Source organism: Pseudomonas sp. MYb13 (genome assembly GCF_002980075.1).
In the GTDB taxonomy this organism is placed as follows: domain Bacteria; phylum Pseudomonadota; class Gammaproteobacteria; order Pseudomonadales; family Pseudomonadaceae; genus Aquipseudomonas; species Aquipseudomonas lurida.
In genome coordinates this window covers 481,535-499,481 of the sequence record NZ_PCQI01000003.1, presented here as the reverse complement: position 1 = coordinate 499,481, position 17,947 = coordinate 481,535, and the positions used below count along the sequence as shown (strand labels likewise).

General features: G+C 59.7%; 17 protein-coding genes. 9 read left to right on the top strand and 8 right to left on the bottom strand.

The genetic code is table 11. The features are described from left to right. Positions 1 to 45: 45 nt before the first annotated feature. Positions 46 to 693 carry a TetR/AcrR family transcriptional regulator gene (locus CQ002_RS09190; protein ID WP_034108828.1) on the bottom strand — a complete coding sequence of 216 codons (648 nt, stop codon included), beginning with the start codon at positions 691 to 693 and terminating at the stop codon, positions 46 to 48. Positions 694 to 853: 160 nt separating this feature from the next. Here CQ002_RS09190 and ggt point away from each other — a divergent pair, with 160 nt between their 5' ends. Continuing rightward, a complete protein-coding gene (ggt, locus tag CQ002_RS09185; protein WP_105162121.1) occupies positions 854 to 2,578 on the top strand; it encodes a gamma-glutamyltransferase in 1,725 nt (574 codons plus the stop codon). Positions 2,579 to 2,699: 121 nt separating this feature from the next. After that, the gene (xth, locus tag CQ002_RS09180; protein ID WP_105162122.1) at positions 2,700 to 3,494 is read left to right on the top strand and encodes an exodeoxyribonuclease III; all 795 of its coding nucleotides are present in this window, start codon (positions 2,700 to 2,702) and stop codon (positions 3,492 to 3,494) included. Here xth and CQ002_RS09175 read toward each other — a convergent pair. The 4 genes from CQ002_RS09175 to CQ002_RS09160 all read right to left on the bottom strand — a co-directional run bounded on the left by CQ002_RS09175 (position 3,491) and on the right by CQ002_RS09160 (position 7,928). Continuing rightward, positions 3,491 to 4,996 (bottom strand): FAD-dependent oxidoreductase, encoded by a 1,506-nt coding sequence (locus CQ002_RS09175; protein ID WP_105162123.1) that lies wholly within the window; start codon positions 4,994 to 4,996, stop codon positions 3,491 to 3,493. The genes xth and CQ002_RS09175 overlap by 4 nt on opposite strands. A 69-nt stretch (positions 4,997 to 5,065) precedes the next feature. After that, the gene (locus CQ002_RS09170; RefSeq protein WP_034108821.1) at positions 5,066 to 5,587 is read right to left on the bottom strand and encodes an AAA family ATPase; all 522 of its coding nucleotides are present in this window, start codon (positions 5,585 to 5,587) and stop codon (positions 5,066 to 5,068) included. Beyond that, on the bottom strand, positions 5,584 to 6,147 hold the full coding sequence (pnuC, locus tag CQ002_RS09165) for a nicotinamide riboside transporter PnuC (protein ID WP_034108819.1): 564 nt from the start codon (positions 6,145 to 6,147) through the stop codon (positions 5,584 to 5,586). Before pnuC ends, CQ002_RS09170 begins: the two co-directional genes overlap by 4 nt. Before the next feature lie 146 nt (positions 6,148 to 6,293). Beyond that, the gene (locus tag CQ002_RS09160; protein WP_105162124.1) at positions 6,294 to 7,928 is read right to left on the bottom strand and encodes a methyl-accepting chemotaxis protein; all 1,635 of its coding nucleotides are present in this window, start codon (positions 7,926 to 7,928) and stop codon (positions 6,294 to 6,296) included. 222 nt (positions 7,929 to 8,150) lie between these two features. Between CQ002_RS09160 and CQ002_RS09155 the strand changes: the two genes are divergently transcribed. Then, positions 8,151 to 8,981 (top strand): undecaprenyl-diphosphate phosphatase, encoded by an 831-nt coding sequence (locus CQ002_RS09155; RefSeq protein ID WP_034109370.1) that lies wholly within the window; start codon positions 8,151 to 8,153, stop codon positions 8,979 to 8,981. Continuing rightward, on the top strand, positions 8,978 to 9,361 hold the full coding sequence (locus CQ002_RS09150; protein WP_069023543.1) for a DUF1294 domain-containing protein: 384 nt from the start codon (positions 8,978 to 8,980) through the stop codon (positions 9,359 to 9,361). Before CQ002_RS09155 ends, CQ002_RS09150 begins: the two co-directional genes overlap by 4 nt. A 732-nt stretch (positions 9,362 to 10,093) precedes the next feature. Here the strand turns inward: CQ002_RS09150 and CQ002_RS09145 are convergent. The 3 genes from CQ002_RS09145 to CQ002_RS28140 form a co-directional block, all read right to left on the bottom strand. Continuing rightward, positions 10,094 to 10,450 (bottom strand): MmcQ/YjbR family DNA-binding protein, encoded by a 357-nt coding sequence (locus CQ002_RS09145; RefSeq protein ID WP_034103560.1) that lies wholly within the window; start codon positions 10,448 to 10,450, stop codon positions 10,094 to 10,096. Beyond that, positions 10,447 to 11,370 (bottom strand): LysR substrate-binding domain-containing protein, encoded by a 924-nt coding sequence (locus CQ002_RS09140; RefSeq protein WP_105162125.1) that lies wholly within the window; start codon positions 11,368 to 11,370, stop codon positions 10,447 to 10,449. Before CQ002_RS09140 ends, CQ002_RS09145 begins: the two co-directional genes overlap by 4 nt. 93 nt (positions 11,371 to 11,463) lie before the next feature. Next, a complete protein-coding gene (locus CQ002_RS28140; RefSeq protein ID WP_146117463.1) occupies positions 11,464 to 11,841 on the bottom strand; it encodes a cupin domain-containing protein in 378 nt (125 codons plus the stop codon). A 354-nt stretch (positions 11,842 to 12,195) separates the two neighbouring features. On the opposite strand from CQ002_RS28140, the gene CQ002_RS09135 reads away from it, so the two are divergent. From CQ002_RS09135 to CQ002_RS09115, 5 genes are all read left to right on the top strand, one after another. Continuing rightward, positions 12,196 to 13,176: a GlxA family transcriptional regulator gene (locus CQ002_RS09135; protein WP_105162126.1), complete on the top strand. Its 981-nt coding sequence runs from the start codon at positions 12,196 to 12,198 to the stop codon at positions 13,174 to 13,176. A gap of 340 nt (positions 13,177 to 13,516) precedes the next feature. Then, positions 13,517 to 14,242 (top strand): dienelactone hydrolase family protein, encoded by a 726-nt coding sequence (locus CQ002_RS09130; RefSeq protein WP_105162127.1) that lies wholly within the window; start codon positions 13,517 to 13,519, stop codon positions 14,240 to 14,242. A 228-nt stretch (positions 14,243 to 14,470) separates the two neighbouring features. After that, entirely contained in the window at positions 14,471 to 16,546 is a 2,076-nt protein-coding gene (locus CQ002_RS09125) for a carbon starvation CstA family protein (protein ID WP_105162128.1), read from the top strand. Then, positions 16,536 to 16,736 carry a YbdD/YjiX family protein gene (locus CQ002_RS09120; RefSeq protein ID WP_105162129.1) on the top strand — a complete coding sequence of 67 codons (201 nt, stop codon included), beginning with the start codon at positions 16,536 to 16,538 and terminating at the stop codon, positions 16,734 to 16,736. The genes CQ002_RS09125 and CQ002_RS09120 overlap by 11 nt, the downstream gene beginning before the upstream one ends. Positions 16,737 to 17,001: 265 nt before the next feature. Further along, positions 17,002 to 17,778 carry an alpha/beta fold hydrolase gene (locus CQ002_RS09115; protein WP_034103551.1) on the top strand — a complete coding sequence of 259 codons (777 nt, stop codon included), beginning with the start codon at positions 17,002 to 17,004 and terminating at the stop codon, positions 17,776 to 17,778. The last annotated feature ends 169 nt before the right edge of the window (positions 17,779 to 17,947 follow it).

Here is a 17,947-nt window from a genome sequence, read left to right as displayed (position 1 = left end):
AGATGTGGGAGCTGGCAAGCCAGCTCCCACAATGTGATCCGGTTTCTATAGTGGGATCGGTGTTACACCCCGCACCACCAAGTCACTGATAAACCCCAGCCAATCCTGCTGCTGCCCCTTGCCCGCCAGGTCTTCACCGAGGAACGAGCTGAGGGTGTGGCGGTTGGAGTTGTAGAAGTAGCACAGCGAGGCAATCATCAAGTACACATGCTTGAGGTCCACATCCAGGCGGAAAATCCCCTGGGCCTGGCCGGCTTCGATGATCGGCTTCAGCACGCCCACCGCTTCTCCCGACAACCTGCGCATCTCGCCGGATTGTTGCGCGTGCTTGCCCTGGTGCAGGTTCTCGATGCTCAAGATCGCCACGAACTCCGGGTGCTTGACGTAGTAATTCCAGATGAACGCGACAAGGTCGCGCAAGGCCTGCTCCGGAGCGTCCAGGTTCAGCTTTAGCGTGCTTTCGGCTTTGTTGAATTGCTCGTAGGTGTGTTCCAGCACGCAAACGAACAGGTGTTCCTTGCTGCCGAAATAGTAATAGAGCATGCGGTCGTTGGAGTCGGCTTCCTTGGAGATGGCGTCGACGCGCCCGCCGGAATAGCCGTCGCGGGTGAACACCTTGACGGCGGCCTGGAGGATCCGCGCTCGGGTCTGGTCGGCCTGTTGGGCGCGGATGCCGGTCTTCTTGATCGCCATATCAAAGTGCCTTGCAGGACAGTCAGGGCGCGAAATATAGCATGGGCTTTTTTCGGGCCGTTCTGTGACCGACAAGTTCTGTAACAAAAACGCCATCGCGCTGGGGATTGATTCCGTGACGGGCTATTTTGGTGCGTCTCAATAACTAGAGTAGCCATGGATGAAATACCAACCCTTCAGCCGTACCTTGATTGCCACAGCCCTGGTGTTGATGGTCAGTGGTGTGCAAGCCGCTTCCCAGGCCCCGGTGGCCGGTGAAAATGGCATGGTGGTGACGGCCCAGCATTTGGCAACTCATGTGGGTGTGGATGTGCTCAAGGCCGGTGGCAATGCGGTCGATGCGGCCGTAGCCGTGGGCTATGCGCTGGCGGTGGTGTACCCGGCTGCGGGCAACCTGGGCGGCGGCGGATTCATGACCGTGCAACTGGCGGACGGTCGCAAGACCTTCCTCGACTTCCGCGAAAAAGCCCCGCTGGCGGCCACCGCCAATATGTACCTGGATAAAGAGGGCAACGTCATCGAAGGCTTGAGCGCCAAGGGGCACCTGGCCGTCGGCGTACCTGGCACCGTGTCGGGGATGGAACTGGCCCTGAGCAAATACGGCACCCTCAAGCGCGCCCAGGTGATTGCCCCGGCGATCAAGCTGGCGGAAAACGGCTTTGCCCTGGAGCAGGGCGATATCGACCTGCTGCACACCGCCACCGGCGAGTTTGAAAAAGACAAGGACATGCGCGGGATCTTCCTGCACAACGGCCAGCCCATGCAGGTGGGCCAGAAGCTGGTGCAGAAAGACCTGGCCAAGACCCTAAAGGAAATCTCGGCCAAGGGCAGCGACGGCTTCTATAAAGGTTGGGTCGCCAAGGCCCTGGTGGACTCCAGCCAGGCTGGCAAAGGCATCATCACCCAGGCTGACCTCGACAAGTACAAGACCCGCGAGCTGGCGCCCATCGAGTGCGACTACCGTGGCTACCACGTGGTCTCGGCACCGCCTCCGAGCTCCGGCGGCGTGGTGATCTGCCAGATCATGAACATCCTCGAAGGCTACCCGATGGCCGACCTCGGCTACCATTCGGCCCAGGGCCTGCACTACCAGATCGAGGCCATGCGCCACGCCTACGTGGACCGCAACAGCTACCTCGGCGACCCGGATTTCGTGAAGAACCCGATCGAGCACCTGCTGGATAAAAACTACGCGGCGAAATTGCGTGACGCGATCGAGCCGCAGAAGGCCGGCGATTCCCAGGCGATCAAGCCGGGCGTGTCGCCCCATGAAGGCAACAACACCACCCACTACTCCATCGTCGACAAGTGGGGCAACGCGGTATCGGTCACCTACACCCTCAACGACTGGTTTGGTGCGGGCGTGATGGCGAGCAAGACCGGGGTGATCCTCAACGATGAAATGGACGACTTCACCGTCAAGGTCGGCGTGCCGAACATGTACGGCCTGGTCCAGGGTGAAGCCAACGCCATTGCGCCGGGCAAGGCGCCGCTGTCGTCGATGAGCCCGACCATCGTGACCAAGGACGGCAAGGCCGTGATGGTGTTGGGGACACCGGGTGGCAGCCGTATCATCACCGCCACCTTGCTGACGATCCTGAATGTCATCGACTACAAGATGAACATCCAGGAGGCTGTGGACGCGCCGCGCTTCCACCAGCAGTGGATGCCGGAAACCACTAACCTTGAGACCTTCGCGGTCAGCCCGGACACCCAGAAGATCCTCGAAAGCTGGGGCCACAAGTTTGCAGGCCCGCAAGATGCCAACCACTTGGCGGCGATCCTGGTTGGCGCGCCGTCCCTGGGCGGCAAGCCGGTGGGTAACAACCGCTTCTATGGCGCGAATGACCCGCGTCGCAACACGGGGCTGTCATTGGGCTACTGAGGCCTGATGCGCTACAAAATGCCGGCGCGGGCAAGTCCGCGCCCGCATCTGGAGGTGTGTGGGATTGAACATCCGCGCCTCTCCAAGGCTCTACCCCAAGAGCCCCGGCAGGACACCGCCCATGAAAGCGCTGAAAATCGCCACCTTCAACATCAACGGCATTCGTGCCCGGTTGCCGAACCTGCTGGAGTGGCTGGCGCGGGAACAACCCGACGTGGTGTGTCTGCAGGAGCTCAAGGCCCCGGAAAGCCTGTTCCCCTACGCCGATCTCGACACGGCCGGTTATGGCGCGATCTGCCTGGGGCAAGCGTCGTGGAACGGGGTGGCGATCCTGGCCCGGGATGCCCAGCCACTGGAGAGCCGGCGCGGTTTGCCCGGCGATGACGGCGACACGCAAAGCCGCTATATCGAAGCCGCCGTGCATGGCGTATTGGTCGGCTGCCTGTATTTGCCCAATGGCAACCCGCAGCCCGGGCCGAAGTTCGCGTACAAACTGGCCTGGTTCGAGCGGCTGATCGCCTATGCGAAGGCGCTGCAAGCCAGTGAACATCCGGTGTTGCTGGCCGGGGACTTCAATGTGGTGCCCACTGACCAGGATATCTACAACCCACGCTCCTGGCTCAAGGATGCCTTGCTGCAACCGCAAGGCCGCGAGGCCTACCAGCGCCTGCTTGACCAGGGCTGGACCGACGCCGTGCGCCATTTGTACCCCGATGAGCGCGTCTATACCTTCTGGGATTACTGGCGCCAGCATTGGCAGAAAAATGCCGGCCTGCGCATCGATCACCTGTTGCTCAACGCGGCGCTCGCGCCTTACTTGAAAGAGGCGGGCGTGGATGCCTGGGTGCGCAACGAGCCTCACCCCAGCGACCATGCGCCAACGTGGATTCAACTGGGGACGCGCAAAACGGGTTAACGGCTGCGGATCAGTTCAAGGGCTTGGGCCTTATCCAACGGGTGCTGCATACGCTGTGACAGACGCGCCACCGCTTGTTGACGCTCGCAGGCGATCACTGCTTCGACCTGATCGCCATGGCAGAGCAGGGCGATGAAATCATGCTGTTGCAGGTCGCCTTCCAGGTGCAACCGGTTCCAGTGCTGCGGGTGGCCGAGGACTTCGAAAGTCTTGTCGAAGTGGTAGGTCCAGAAGAACGGCACGTCGGCGTACGCCAGGGCTTCACCCAGCATGTTGCGCGCCGCCAGCACGCCGAGCTGCTGGGCCACGCGCCAGTGTTCGATGCGCGTGGGCTGGTGTTGCCATGGGAACGTCACGTTGTCGCCGGCGGCCCACAGTCCCGGTGCTGCCAGCAGGCAATCATCGACGACCAGCGAGTGGTCCTCGGCTTTCGTGACGCCTTCGACAAAGGCGGTGGCGGGTGTGACGCCGACGCCCACCAGCACCAGGTCGGCTGCCAGGCGATTGCCATTTTTCAACAGTACGGTACTGACGGCGCCATGCCCGTCCAGGCGCTCCGGCTCGGTGTTGCTGTGGAATATGACCCCGTTGGCCTCGTGCAATTGGCGCAAGGCGGCACCGATGCGCTTGCCCAGTTGCGCCGCCAGCGGGATGGCGTGGCGGCTGACCACTTGCACCACCAGGCCACGTTGACGCAAGGCTGACGCCGCTTCCAGGCCGATGAAGCTGTCACCGATGATCACCGCGCAGGTGGCCGATTCTGCGCTGGCGCTGATGCGCGCGGCGTCTTCGCGGCTGCGCAATACGAACACGTTGTTCAGTGCGGCGCCGGGAATATCCAGGGGCTGGGCTTGGCCACCGGTGGCGACCAGCGCGGCGTCGTAGTGGTAATGGCGACCGTCAGCCAACTCGATGCGTTTGGCGACGGCGTCCAGGCGTTGCACTTGGCCGTGAACATTCACCGCTTCGTCCAGCAGTGACGGGGTGTCATCGGCCGCCATTTCGCCGGCAATCACGAATTTGCTCAGGGCGGTGCGGTCGTAGGCCGGCCGCTGTTCGCGGTCGATCCACAGCAAGCGCCCGGCAAACCCGTGGCGCTTCAAGGCAGCCACGGCGGCGGCACCCGCGGCACCGGCGCCGATCACGGCAAAACAGCGAGCGTCTGCAGGGGGGGTTACTGACTCGGCAGTGAGGGGTTTGTCGCCGACGCTCACCACGCCATCGTGAACGTGCACCGGGTATTGCTTGAGCCCGACCAGTGCCGGTGGTTCGCGCACGGCCCCGCTGTCCACGGCAAACGCTGCCTTATGCCAGGGGCACACGATGTGACCTTTACAGATGACGCCTTCTTCCAGCGGCGCACCCGCGTGCGGGCAGTCCGCCTGGAAAGCCCGTATCTGGTCGCCGACGCGTACCAGCAGCAGGGGATGCGCCGCGGTCTGGACGCGAACACCCCGGTTTTCAGGCAAATTGATCAGGCGAGCAACGATGCGCACATTCATGGGCCAGTCTCCTTTAGAAGGTTGACTGGCGAGCAGGGCGATGGACTGCGTTGGCCCGATGGTCGGTCGCTAGGCGAGCAACCTCGCAACGGCGGCGAAGGCCGTGGCGCGGCGCTCTGCCCAATCCCCGCCTATCACCACCAGCGGTTGCCGGTGCTGCTGCATCCAGTCCAGGCTGGCCTGGAAAAACGCCTGGCGATCCGCCAGTTCCGGTTGGCAGCGCTGGCCGTCGGCGGTCCACTCCACATCATCCGGTGACAGCAGCAGGTGCAGGTCGTAGTGGCGTGCCAGCAGTTCACTGTCGAGCCAGGCCGGGTAGTCGCCGAACAGGGTCTGGCTCCAGAGTTTGTTGGTCAGCAGGTGTGTGTCGAGGATCAACAGCCGTGGCTGTCTGGCGCGGGCGGCGTCTTCCCAGGCCAGTTGGCCATGGGCGATGTCCGGGATGTCCGCCAGGCGGGTGTCGCGTTGATGGTGATCGATGAAATAGCGCACATATTCACCCACCATCAACCCGCCGAAATGCGTTTGCAGTTCTGCCGCCAGCCAGCTTTTGCCGCTGGATTCGGGGCCGGCCAGTACCACCACCTTCATGCGTGCAGCGCCGGGTCGGCACGCCATTCACGCCAGCCCTGCACGGCGATCACGGTGAACAGCGCGTAAAGCGCAGCGGTGAGGTAGAGGCCTTTGTAGAGGAACAGCCCGACGAAGATCACATCCACGGCAATCCACAGGGGCCAGCATTGCACGCGCTTTTGCGCCATCCACATTTGTGCCACCAGGCTGAACCCGGTCAGGGCGGCATCCAGCCAGGGCTGGGCGGCGTCGGTCCAGTGCGCCATGGCGGCGCCGAGCAGCAGGCTGCCGATTGCGCCCACCGCCAGGCTGGCAATGATGGCTGGCACGCCCAGGCTGGTCACCTGCCGACCCTGCTTGACCTCGCCGGCTCGGGTCCACTGCCACCACCCGTAGACTTGCAGGGCGGCGTAGACCACCTGCAAGAGCATGTCGGAATAGAGCTTCACGTCGAAGAACACCCAGGTGTAGAGCAACACCATCACCAACCCGATGGGCCAGCACCAGGGGTTCTGCTTGACCGTCAGCCACACGGCGATCACCCCCAGGGCGGCAGCGAACAGTTCAAGCCCGGACATGGTGGTTCCTTGGGAGAGTGGAAGAGGGCGGGGATTGTAACCAAAGATGATCCTTTGTAGGAGCTGGCTTGCCGGCGATGGCGGCCTTGAGTGTTGCGCCGTTCTCAAGGGCTTCATCGCCGGCAAGCCGGCTGCTAAGGGGGGTATCAGACTTTGAATGGGCGGAGGAGCTCATCAAGTTGTTCGCTCAGGCCGCGCAAATGCGCACTGGCTACGCTCGACTGCTCCGCCGCCAGCGCGGTGCTATGGGACAGGCCCGCGGCCTGGGTGACGTTCTGGTTGATGTCTTCGACCACATGGGCCTGTTGCAGGGTGGCGCTGGCAATCGAGGCGTTCAGGCCGTTGAGGTTGCGCAGGGCCTGGCCGATGGCAGTCAGGCTGGCGCCGGCCTGGCCCGCCTGTTCAATGGTCAGTTGCGACGCACTGTGGCTGTCGCTGATCACCTTGACCGCTGCTTCCGAGTGGCCTTGCAGGCGCTCGATCATGCCCTGGATCTCGGCGGTGGATTTTTGTGTACGCTGGGCCAGCAACCGTACTTCGTCGGCCACCACGGCAAAGCCACGGCCTTGCTCACCCGCACGCGCCGCTTCAATCGCGGCGTTGAGGGCCAGCAGGTTGGTCTGGTCGGCGATGGAGCGGATCACTTCGAGCACGCTGCCGATCTGGGTGCTTTCAGCCGACAGGGTGCGGATCACCTCCACCGCCTGGCTGATGGTGCCGGAGAGCTGGTCAATCTGCTGCAGGCTGCCGTCGATATTCACTTGGCCCTGTTGTGCCTGGGCCTGTGCGTCGCGCATTTCGCTGGCGGCGTGTTCGGCGTTCTTGGCCACATCCTGCACACCGTAGGTCACTTCATTGATGGCGGTCGCCACCAGTTCCATCTGCTGCGACTGTTGCTGGCTGCGGTCATGGGCCTGGGTGGCGTTGTTGCCCAGCTCCTGTGAAGACTGGCCCAGGGCATTGGCGCATACCTGCAATTGGCTCACCACCTGGCGCAGCTGGGCGGTAAAGCTGTTGAAGTGTCGGGACAGTTGGGTGACCTCGTCATGGCCATGAGTGTCGAGGCTGCGGGTCAGGTCGCTTTCGCCGCTGGCGATGTTGCCCATGGCGTTCACCGCCTCCTGCAACGGCCGCACGATGCTGCGTGCGATCAACGAGACCAGCAATGCCATGATCGCCGCGATACCCAGGCCGATGAACGAGGCTTTCCACACCTGGCCGCTGAACTCGGCCTGCACGTCATCCACATACACGCCGGAGCCGATAATCCAGCCCCAGGGTTCGAACAGCTGGATATACGAGGTCTTGGCCACCGGCGCTTCGGCTCCGGGCTTGGGCCAGCGATAGTTGACGATGCCGGCGCCCTTGGCCTTGGCCAGGACCACGAACTCGTTGAACACCGCAAACCCGTCAGGATCCCGGATGGCCGACAGGTTCTGGCCGTCGAGCTTGGGGTTGGCCGGGTGCATGATCATCACGGGCGTAAGGTCGTTGATCCAGAAATAGTCGTCATGGTCGTAGCGCAAGCCGCGCACCGCGCTCAAGGCTTGTTTCTGGGCGGCCTCGCGGGTCATCACGCCCGTGGTTTCGAGGCCGTGATAAAACGTCAGGATCCCGCTGGCAGTCTGGACCACATGCTGGGTCTGTTGGCGCTTGGCCTGGTACAGGTCGTCGTGAATCTGCTTGAGCATCAGCAAACCCAGGGCCAGCAGCATCAGCACGGCGACTATCAGGATCAGCCAGAGGCGCCGGCTGATCGACATATTGCGCAAACTGTTCATCGTCCTGTCACTCCGTGCTTTTTATAATTGTGGGGGGCTGCATCGACTTTTCCGCCTTGTCTGATAGGCTTTCGGCCTGCAATCGCAAAACCTGAGTACTGCCTGATTTTTCACGCAATTTTTGCAGGCCGGGGTTGAAACTCAACACCGGTGCCTTGTCGTCAGTGAACCACTAAAAAAGATTAACGAGGCATGCCGTTGAGCATGACCTTTGGGGGAAGCATGGATTTTTGGACCGCCATTCAGGCATTGATTCTTGGCGTCGTGGAGGGGCTTACGGAGTTCCTGCCGATTTCAAGCACTGGCCACCAGATCATCGTCGCCGACTTGCTCGACTTTACCGGCGACCGTTTCAACGCGTTCAACATCATCATCCAGCTGGGCGCGATCCTGGCGGTGGTGTGGGAGTTTCGCGGCAAGATTTTCGAAGTGGTCAGTGGCCTGCCGACCCAGCGCAAGGCCCAGCGGTTCACCGTCAACCTGCTGATCGCCTTTCTGCCGGCGGTGGTGCTGGGGGTGATTTTCGCCGACCTGATTCACCACTACCTGTTCAACCCGATCACTGTCGCCACGGCGTTGGTGGTGGGCGGCATCATCATGTTGTGGGCCGAGCGCCGCGAGCACGAAGTGCACGCCGAAACCGTCGACGACATCACTTGGAAAGACGCGCTCAAGGTTGGCCTGGCCCAGTGCCTGGCGATGATCCCGGGCACCTCGCGTTCAGGTTCGACCATTATCGGCGGGCTGCTCTTCGGGCTGTCACGCAAGACCGCCACCGAGTTCTCGTTCTTCCTGGCGATGCCGACCATGGTCGGTGCAGCGGTGTATTCGGGCTACAAGTACCGTGACCTGTTCCAGCCTTCGGACCTGCCGGTGTTCGCCATCGGCTTCGTGACTTCGTTCATCTTCGCGATGATTGCGGTCAAGGGCTTGCTCAAGTTCATCGCCAGCCACAGCTATGCCGCGTTTGCCTGGTACCGCATCGCATTCGGCCTGCTGATCCTGGCAACCTGGCAGTTCGGCTGGATCGACTGGGCGGCAGCCAAGGCATGATGATCCAGCACCCGCGCCTGAAGGCGGCGCTCTTTGTGTTGCTATGCGCAGCGCCGTTGTTGGGTTCGGTATTGGTGTGGCAGCGTGGCGAGACGGTGATCCCGCTGGCAGCCTATGGCGTGGTCAGCGTGATCGCGTTCTTCCTTTACTGGAGCGACAAGCGCAAGGCGCGCACCGACAGCTGGCGCACCCCGGAAAACATTTTGCACGCCGTCGAGCTGGCGGGCGGCTGGCCGGGAGCGCTGATCGCCCAGCAAGTGTTCCGGCACAAGACGCGCAAAGTGTCTTACCAGGTGCTGTTCTGGGTGATCGTGCTGCTGCACCAAGTGTTCTGGCTGGACCAGTTGTTCCTGGGCGGCACGTTATGGTCAGTCCTCTAGGCATAATTACCTACACAACTTTGTACCCCCCCTAACCACGATGCGAAGCGAGCTGCTCTTGCTCTGGCTCTCGCTCCAGCTTTTGATCCTAGGCGCCCCATCAAACACGCTGGCCGGAATTCGACAGGGATTTGGGGGGTAAACCGGCAGGGATGCCGGTTTAGCTGCCCCGCGCCATGGAGGGCGCGTGGCGGCGGCCCCCCAAATCCCTGTCGGATTGCGGGCACACCGAGCCTGGGCGAGGTGCCGAGTGTTGGGGCAAGAGCCCTTTTGGTGACTTTTGGCTGGGCCGGCATTCCGGGCTCTTTTCCAAAAGTTACCCGCCGTAAGGGCGGAACCCATAGCAGCCGTTGCCTAAATAACGGATATGTACCCGGTATGATCCAACATCCAGGTCGGCTGTCAGGCCGCCTTCGCGGGCAAGCCCGCTCCCACAGTTTTGGGTCGCGGGGTGACAGGCAGAGAGTGGTTGGCTGTCAGGGCGCCTTCGCGAGCAAGCCCGCTCCCACAGTTAGATCGCGGGATGACAGGCAGAGAGTGGTTGGCTGTCAGGGCGCCTCCGCGGGCAAGCCCGCTCCCACAGTTGGATCGCGGGGTGTCAGGAAGAGAGTGGTTGGCTGTCAGGGTGCCTTCGCGAGCAAGCCCGCTTCCACAGTTGGGTCGCGGGGTGACGGTTAGACAGTGGTTGGCTGTCGGGCCACCGGCGTGACAAAGCGCCCTCGGCACCGATACCTATGTCTCTAGAAGCAGGCCAACCTGAGTGCGCTTGGGCAGCTTGCTCACCACCAATTGGTGGGAACGCTGCAACAGCCCACGCAGTTCCTCGGCACCCAGCGGGTAGGGCGTGTTCATGATGACCCACTGCGCCCGCGCCAGGTAAGGCGCAGGGTGGATGCCCGGGCGATCGACATGCCCCAGGAACAGCTCTTTGTCGACCTTGAACGCCAGAGAATCACCGCGCAGGTTCTGCAGGGCAAACATCTTGTTGCCCGCAATGGAAAACACGCGCACGCCACCCCATTTGTAGTCTTCCCGTGCGCCGGGCAGGCTGAGGCAGAAGGTCGCGACTTGGGCTTCGGTCATCGTCATAGCAGGCGGTCTCCACAGCCTTTGAAGCCTTCTTCGAGGTAATCGATCCAGGCGCGAATGGCCGGCAATACACCACGGCGATGCGGGTACACCGCTTGCAGCCAGCCGCCCGGCAAAGACCATTCCGGCAGCAGTTGCACCAACCGGCCGCTGGCCAATTCTTCTTCACAGTACATCATCGGCAGCACGGTAAAGCCCAGGCCCATGATGGCGCTGGCTTTGCGTACGATGAAATCATCAATGCCGAGCCGGGCTTCCATCGCCAGGTCGTGGGCGTTGCCCTGGGGGTCGAGAATGCGCTGATGCACCAGGCGATCCGCCTCGAGCGCACCCAGGATCGGCAACTGCTTGAGGTCATCCAGGGTCGCCACCTGGCGCCCGAGCATGAGGGCAGGGCTGGCCACCAGCACAGTCTGGGCCTGACGCAGGCGCTTGGTGACCAGCAGCGGGTCCTCGTCGCCGAGTTCACGCACCCGCAGGGCCACATCGATGCCTTCGGCTACCAGGTCGACGCGGCGGTTGACCAGGGTCATCTCCAACTGCACCTGAGGATGGGCTGCGAGGAAGCCGGCGACCAACTCCGGCAGGATGTGCTGGGCCATACCCACCGGGCAGCTCACCCGCAGTCGCCCACGGGGTTCACTCGACATGCTGGCCACGGCCTCATCGGCCATTTCCGCCTCCAGCAGCATGGCCTGGCAGTGCCGCAGGTAGCGTTCGCCGACAGCGGTGAGGGTCAATTGGCGCGTAGTGCGTTGCAGCAGACGTGCGCCGAGGCGTTCTTCCAGCTCGGCAATGCGCCGTGACAGCCGCGACTTGGGTATTCCCAGCATGCGCCCGGCCGCCGCAAATCCACCTGCTTCGACGACTTTTGCGAAATAAAACAAATCGTTTAGATTGGTTGGGGTACCCGATTTCACTGAACAGAACCTTCCCGGCTGAGTAGCGTCGCAAGAGTGTACGATGAAAAAGGTTTCGCCCCTCAAAAACCCATCGCCGTATACCCCCGCAAGCTATGGAGCAGGCGTTGCTAGCGGTAGCCCGTTTGTACCTGCGTAAAAAACAATTAGCGTGGCGCCAGACTCTCCAGTAATTCCTCGGTGCGCCACATTCAGTGTTTCAGCAAGCGCGCCGCCTGTTTGCGCTACAATTTTTTCCCCACTGAGTTTGTTTTCGAGCGTTAAAGTCCCCTCCATAAGGTAGCCCGCGTTGGGTACCGAATGCGTGTGCCAATCCAGGGTTGTATGGGGAGGGACAGTTATCTTAATAACGGTTAGTTCCGGCTGTGATTGTGGGTAAGGTGCTAACTTGGTGCCTTCCCACGAGCAATCAGTCACGAGAATGACTTCAGCCTTTAGTGTGTTCGTATTGTTGTGTTGATGGTCGGTCACGGTGCGCCCCATTGGCAGTTATGATGGTGAGACAGGTCAACGTCTATTTAAAAGCGGTGTCGAACTTTTAAAGAGGTTTAGTTTTATAGTGAGGGGCTCCAGTTCTGAAGTTGGCAACGCTAAAAACACTCGCTTTTAGTAAGTGCTGCAACCGGGCGCAGTCTTGACGGATAAGTAGCCCGGAAACCGTAGTTGTTTTTCAACGCGCCGCAGCCAGGTACCTCGCTTGAAAAGCAACAGGAACCGAATATAATCATTTGTCTCTCGTCTGCCCCGGCAAGCCATAATGAAGGTTTTGGGTGCGTTTATCAGCGTAAATAATGACAACTGTAGGGTGCGAAAGTGACAGATTGTATGGGCGACCCTATTGAAATAGGTATTCTAGAATACGCGGGCTCGGCCAAATCCGTCATTTTCGGGCTGGTTGATATGTTTGATATTGCAAACAATGAATGCCGGGCGTTGAAAGACACTTCCAGGCGCTTGTTTAATGTAAAGGTACTTGAGCTCAGTTCAGCGGCCTCCCTGGCAGGTATAGACACCTACCGAAAACACAACCTGTCAGTGTTGATTATTCCGCCTACGTTGACCACGTTGCCGGACGACGATCAGGTCCGTGACTTATCGAAATTGATCCTGGACGTGCATCACACGGGGACGATTGTCGTATCTGTTTGCGGCGGCGCTTACTTATTGGCTGCCTCAGGCATAGCGTCCGGCCGTGAGATGACGACTCACTGGGCTCATCGGGATGTGCTGCAGCGAAAATACCCCGATATCACGGTTAACACAGAACAGCTCCTCATTGACGGCGGCGACATAATTACGGCAGGTGGGCTCATGGCGTGGACAGACATTGGGCTATTGTTAGTCGACCGTTACCTGGGCACTGATGTCATGATTTCCACATCAAGGTTCATGATATTAAATACTGCCGCCCGATCGCAGGTTGTATATTCGGGTTTTCATCCAGCGCTCACCCATGGCGATGCGGCCGTTCTGAAAGTTCAGCTTTGGATACACCGGCATGGCGGGCAAGGCGTTAATTTGCCTGACATGGCCGATCAGGCTGGCTTGAACTTGAGAACGTTCATTCGTCGGTTTTCATCCGCCACGGGTTTTAACCCTGGCGAGTATTGCCAGCGCTTTAGGATTTCGGCGTCACGTAACTTTCTTATGGTGCCCGGCTGTACCATAGAGCATGCCGCATGGCAGTGCGGCTATGGTGACGTCAACGCGTACCGGAAAGTATTCAAGCGCTATCTGGGCGTAACGCCAAGCGAATATAAAAGTCAGTTTTTGATGGCGAACACTACCGACACCCTACCCACCTAGCGTTCAGTGCGCTTCAACTGCCGTTAGCGCTCACTGACGACACAGGGCCTGAGACGCGAACGCCTATCAGGTGTGTGCTCTATTGCCGCCCCGTGCGGTGTTGATTAATAAATCAGAAACGTTGCCGTGTTGAATGCGCCTTTCATCGGGCCTGCCTTCAGCGTCGGCGTGTCAATTATTACCCGAACGTTGTCAGCTTTGGCGCTGGCTGACTGTACGCGTGATGGGCGAAATTTGAACCCTGCCGCACCGACTCACGGGTTCATCTTACCTTGTGGGAATTCCTTCCCAACGTCACCGGTGTTTATTCCAGTGTTATTTCAATCAAGAGAGAGGCGTTATGCATAACCAGAAAGCAGGTCGTGCCCGTGGGCAAATGATCAGTTTCCAACGACCCGACGGTGCAACTATCAATGGTTATCTGGCGAGTCCGGCAGTGTTGACCGGTGCCCCGGCTATTGTCGTGATTCAAGAGTGGTGGGGTATCAATGATCAGATTAAAGGCGTCGCGGATCGCCTGGCCGAGTGTGGGTACCGTGCGCTGGTACCCGATTTATATCGTGGCGCGTTAACGGTCGAAGAAGAAGAGGCTCATCACCTGATGAACGCGCTCGATTTCAGCGATGCCGTTTCCCAAGACATCAAGGGGGCCGTGCAATATTTACAGGCTGACTCGGACAAGGTCGCAGTGACCGGTTACTGCATGGGCGGCGCACTGACCTTTTTGGCCTTGAGCGCGATCCCTGAATTTGTCTGTGGTGCGGTGTGGTATGGGTTCCCGCCGCTTGAGTATCTCGACGCCTCAAAGATCAAAGCTGCATTGATTGGCCATTGGGCTACCCAGGACGCCTTCTTCAACATCGAAACCGTCGGCGAACTTGAGTCAACACTGCATGAAAACAACGTGGATGCCACTTTCTACACGTACTTGGCGCACCACGCCTTTGCAAACGAGGACGCGGTCGGCAACGGCCGTATTCCTGGCACCCAATACGATGCGACGTGGTCCGAAATGGCGTGGGACAGAACGCTGACATTTTTTGGCAGGAAACTATGGCTGTCATGACCCGCCTTTCATTCTCAATCACAGCAGGCATGCACGGATGTTGATCAGTGAGGCGGTGCTTGGTAGGTCCAGGAGTACAGGCGAAAGGGATTGGCAAGTACCTACATAACATTACAAACACCTCTCCACCCGACACATTGCAGATACATGGGCGCGATGTAATCGCCAACGCATCACCACTACAACAATAAACAGTGCCAACGACCAGTCGTTGGCTGGAGACTTTCCATGTCCCGAGTAATCCGACATGTCGGCTGGCTTGCAGTCGCAGCGCTCGGCGCCTTTGCCCTGGGTGTGATCGCGCTGCGCCGCGGCGAGGCCGTCAACGCTCTCTGGCTGGTGGTTGCCAGTGTGGCGATCTACTTGGTTGCCTACCGTTACTACAGCCTCTTCATCGCTAACCGTGTCATGCAACTTGACCCCACCCGTGCTACCCCTGCGGTTCGAAACAACGATGGGCTGGATTTTGTCCCCACCCACAAGAACGTCCTGTTCGGTCACCATTTTGCCGCCATCGCCGGTGCCGGCCCGCTGGTGGGCCCGGTGCTGGCGACACAGATGGGGTATTTGCCGGGAATCCTGTGGTTGATCGTCGGCGTAGTGGTAGCGGGCGCCGTACAGGACTTCATGGTGTTGTTCATGTCCATGCGCCGCAACGCCGCGTCCCTTGGGGAAATGGTGCGCGAGGAAATGGGCCGGGTACCCGGCACCATCGCCTTGCTTGGCTGCTACATGATCATGGTGATCATCCTTGCGGTGCTGTCGCTGATCGTGGTCAAGGCCCTGGCGGAAAGTCCATGGGGGATGTTCACGGTGATGTCCACCATTCCCATCGCGATGTTCATGGGTGTGTACATGCGCTACATCCGCCCCGGCCGCATCGGCGAAATCTCGTTGATGGGCGTGATCTTGCTGCTGAGTTCAATCTGGCTGGGCGGGCAAATCGCAGCTGACCCATATTGGGCCAAGGTGTTTACCTTCACGGGGACGCAAATTACCTGGATGTTGATCGGCTACGGTTTTGTTGCCGCGGTGACGCCGATCTGGCTGATCCTGGCCCCGAGGGACTACCTGTCGACGTTCCTCAAGATCGGAACGATTGTCGCCCTCGCGATCGGCATTCTGCTGACCCTGCCAGAGCTGAAAATGCCAGCCCTTACCCAATTTACCGACGGTACCGGGCCGGTCTGGAAGGGCGCCTTGTTCCCGTTCCTGTTTATCACCATCGCGTGCGGCGCCGTGTCGGGCTTCCACGCCCTGATTGCCTCCGGCACCACCCCGAAGATGCTCGACAATGAAGTCAACGCGCGCTTCATAGGCTACGGCGCGATGTTGGTGGAGTCCCTGGTTGCTGTGATGGCCATCGTGGCTGCGTCGGTGATCGAGCCAGGTGTGTATTTTGCGATGAACAGCCCGGCGGCGATTGTCGGCTCGGACGTGGCCACGGTGGCACAGACGGTTAGCAGTTGGGGGTTTGTGATCACGCCTGAAACGTTGCAAAGCGTGGCGCGAGACATCGGTGAAAATACCCTGTTGGCTCGGGCCGGCGGTGCGCCGACATTGGCCGTGGGGATCGCTCAGATCCTGCACAGCGTGTTGCCGGGCAAAGACACCATGGCGTTTTGGTACCACTTCGCAATCCTGTTCGAAGCGCTATTTATTCTCACGGCGGTCGACGCCGGTACCCGTGCCGGACGTTTCATGCTGCAAGACCTGCTGGGCTCGTTCGCACCGTCGCTCAAGCGCAGCGACTCGTGGGTCGCTACGTTTATTGGCACGGGGGGGTGTGTAGCGATGTGGGGATATCTGCTGTACCAGGGGGTTGTTGACCCTTTGGGCGGGGTCAACACGTTGTGGCCGCTGTTCGGAATCTCCAACCAGATGCTCGCCGCCATCGCGTTATTGCTGGGCACTGTGGTGCTGATAAAGATGAAGCGCCAGCGCTACGTCTGGGTGACTCTGGTGCCAGCGGCGTGGCTGATGCTCTGCACCACCACTGCCAGCCTGATCAAGCTGTTCGACACAAACCCGGCCGTGGGATTTCTCGCCCTGGCCCACAAATACCGTGATGCCCTGGCCGCTGGGCAATTGCTGGCGCCGGCCAAGGACATCGGCCAAATGCAAAACGTGATGGTCAACGCCTACCTTAATGCCACGCTCACCGTTTTCTTCCTCTGCGTGGTGATGAGCGTGCTGTTCTACGCGTTCCGGGTAGGTTGCCAGGCGTGGGGCAAACCGTCCCGCAGTGACAATGAAACCCCCTTTCAACTGTCGACAAACACGAGGTCTGCCCATGTCCAGTAGATGGCGTCGCAGCGTGAAGTTCGCGCGGGAGATGGCCCGCCTTATGGTAGGCGTACCCGATTACGATAATTACGTAAAGCACCGGACCCTCCACCATCCGGGGGAGCCGGTAATGAGTTATGAAGTGTTTTTCAGGGAGCGCCAGGAGTCGCGTTACAACAGTCGAAAGTGTACGACGCGGTGCTGTTGATCCGTGCGGAAGTTGGCAATGGTTTGCCGAGAGATAGTTCAATACAACGCGTATCTATTTATACAAGATCGCCGCCGACACCGATGAGCAGGCATGTCGTGATGCCGAGTGAAGTACGGTGTTAGAGCACGTTGCTACGCGTTTCCCTGTGGCAACTAAGTGAAACAGTGACCCGGCACATATCGCCACGCATTGGCGTGTCTGCAGGCATGACCGTGTGTTTTTTAACGAAGTACTTCCAACCCGAAGAGCAAAGGAACCATTGATGAAAAAGTTACTGACAGGTCTGACGCTTGTAGCCGCAATGATCAGTGCGGCCTCAGCGTTTTCTGCAACAGTCAAACCCACTATTGTGCTGGTGCACGGCGCGTTTGCCGACTCCAGTAGTTGGAATGGTGTCGTTGGCATTCTGGAGAAAGACGGGTACCCAGTGATCGCTGCCTCCAATCCACTGCGAACACTTAAAGGTGACGCGCAATCGGTGGCTGATGTGCTGGCCACTATCAAGACCCCTATCGTACTCGTAGGGCATTCGTATGGTGGCCCTGTCATCAGTGAAGCCGCCTACGGAAATCCGAACGTTAAAGCCCTGGTGTTTGTTGCTGCCATTGCGCCTGAGGCGGGTGAGTCTACCGCTGATTTGGCGGGTCGCTTTCCGGGTAACACCCTTGGGCCCACCCTTGCCCCGCCAGTGCCGCTGGCAGACGGTGGGAAAGATTTGTATATCCAACAAGACAAATTCCACGATCAGTTTGCCGCAGATGTGTCGAACGCCGAGGCGAAGTTAATGGCGGCGACCCAGCGTCCCGTGACCGTGGCAGCCTTGAATGAAGCGTCAAGCCAGCCGGCCTGGAAAACAATACCGTCATGGTTTGTCTACGGCGATAAAGACAAAAATATTCCTGCACAAGCTCAAGCGTACATGGCTGAGCGAGCACATGCCAAAAAGGTAGTTGTTGTTAAAGGCGCGTCTCACGTTGTGATGGTGTCCAACCCCAAGACAGTTGCAAGCCTGATTGAATCGGCCGCGTCGGCGAAGTGAAAGAGGTTGATGAAGGCGCTGGTGCTATCGCCATGAAGCGGCAATACGGATTTATCAGTGGTGCGTCGCGGGCGCCCTCACAAACGCATAAGCAAGTTAGAAACGAGCGTCATTAAAAACCGGAGAACGACCTTGAATACTGTAAAAAATAGAAAAGGCCCAGGCCAGT

Coding starts and splice junctions, on each gene's coding strand:
- CQ002_RS09115 (WP_034103551.1), top strand. CDS start 17,002: ATGAAAAAGTTACTGACAGGTCTGACGCTTGTAGCCGCAATGATCAGT.
- CQ002_RS09190 (WP_034108828.1), bottom strand. CDS start 693: ATGGCGATCAAGAAGACCGGCATCCGCGCCCAACAGGCCGACCAGACC.
- CQ002_RS09135 (WP_105162126.1), top strand. CDS start 12,196: ATGGGCGACCCTATTGAAATAGGTATTCTAGAATACGCGGGCTCGGCC.
- CQ002_RS09150 (WP_069023543.1), top strand. CDS start 8,978: ATGATGATCCAGCACCCGCGCCTGAAGGCGGCGCTCTTTGTGTTGCTA.
- xth (WP_105162122.1), top strand. CDS start 2,700: ATGAAAGCGCTGAAAATCGCCACCTTCAACATCAACGGCATTCGTGCC.
- ggt (WP_105162121.1), top strand. CDS start 854: ATGAAATACCAACCCTTCAGCCGTACCTTGATTGCCACAGCCCTGGTG.
- CQ002_RS09175 (WP_105162123.1), bottom strand. CDS start 4,996: ATGAATGTGCGCATCGTTGCTCGCCTGATCAATTTGCCTGAAAACCGG.
- CQ002_RS09125 (WP_105162128.1), top strand. CDS start 14,471: ATGTCCCGAGTAATCCGACATGTCGGCTGGCTTGCAGTCGCAGCGCTC.
- CQ002_RS09145 (WP_034103560.1), bottom strand. CDS start 10,450: ATGACGATGACCGAAGCCCAAGTCGCGACCTTCTGCCTCAGCCTGCCC.
- pnuC (WP_034108819.1), bottom strand. CDS start 6,147: ATGTCCGGGCTTGAACTGTTCGCTGCCGCCCTGGGGGTGATCGCCGTG.
- CQ002_RS09160 (WP_105162124.1), bottom strand. CDS start 7,928: ATGAACAGTTTGCGCAATATGTCGATCAGCCGGCGCCTCTGGCTGATC.
- CQ002_RS09120 (WP_105162129.1), top strand. CDS start 16,536: ATGTCCAGTAGATGGCGTCGCAGCGTGAAGTTCGCGCGGGAGATGGCC.
- CQ002_RS09170 (WP_034108821.1), bottom strand. CDS start 5,587: ATGAAGGTGGTGGTACTGGCCGGCCCCGAATCCAGCGGCAAAAGCTGG.
- CQ002_RS09130 (WP_105162127.1), top strand. CDS start 13,517: ATGCATAACCAGAAAGCAGGTCGTGCCCGTGGGCAAATGATCAGTTTC.
- CQ002_RS09155 (WP_034109370.1), top strand. CDS start 8,151: ATGGATTTTTGGACCGCCATTCAGGCATTGATTCTTGGCGTCGTGGAG.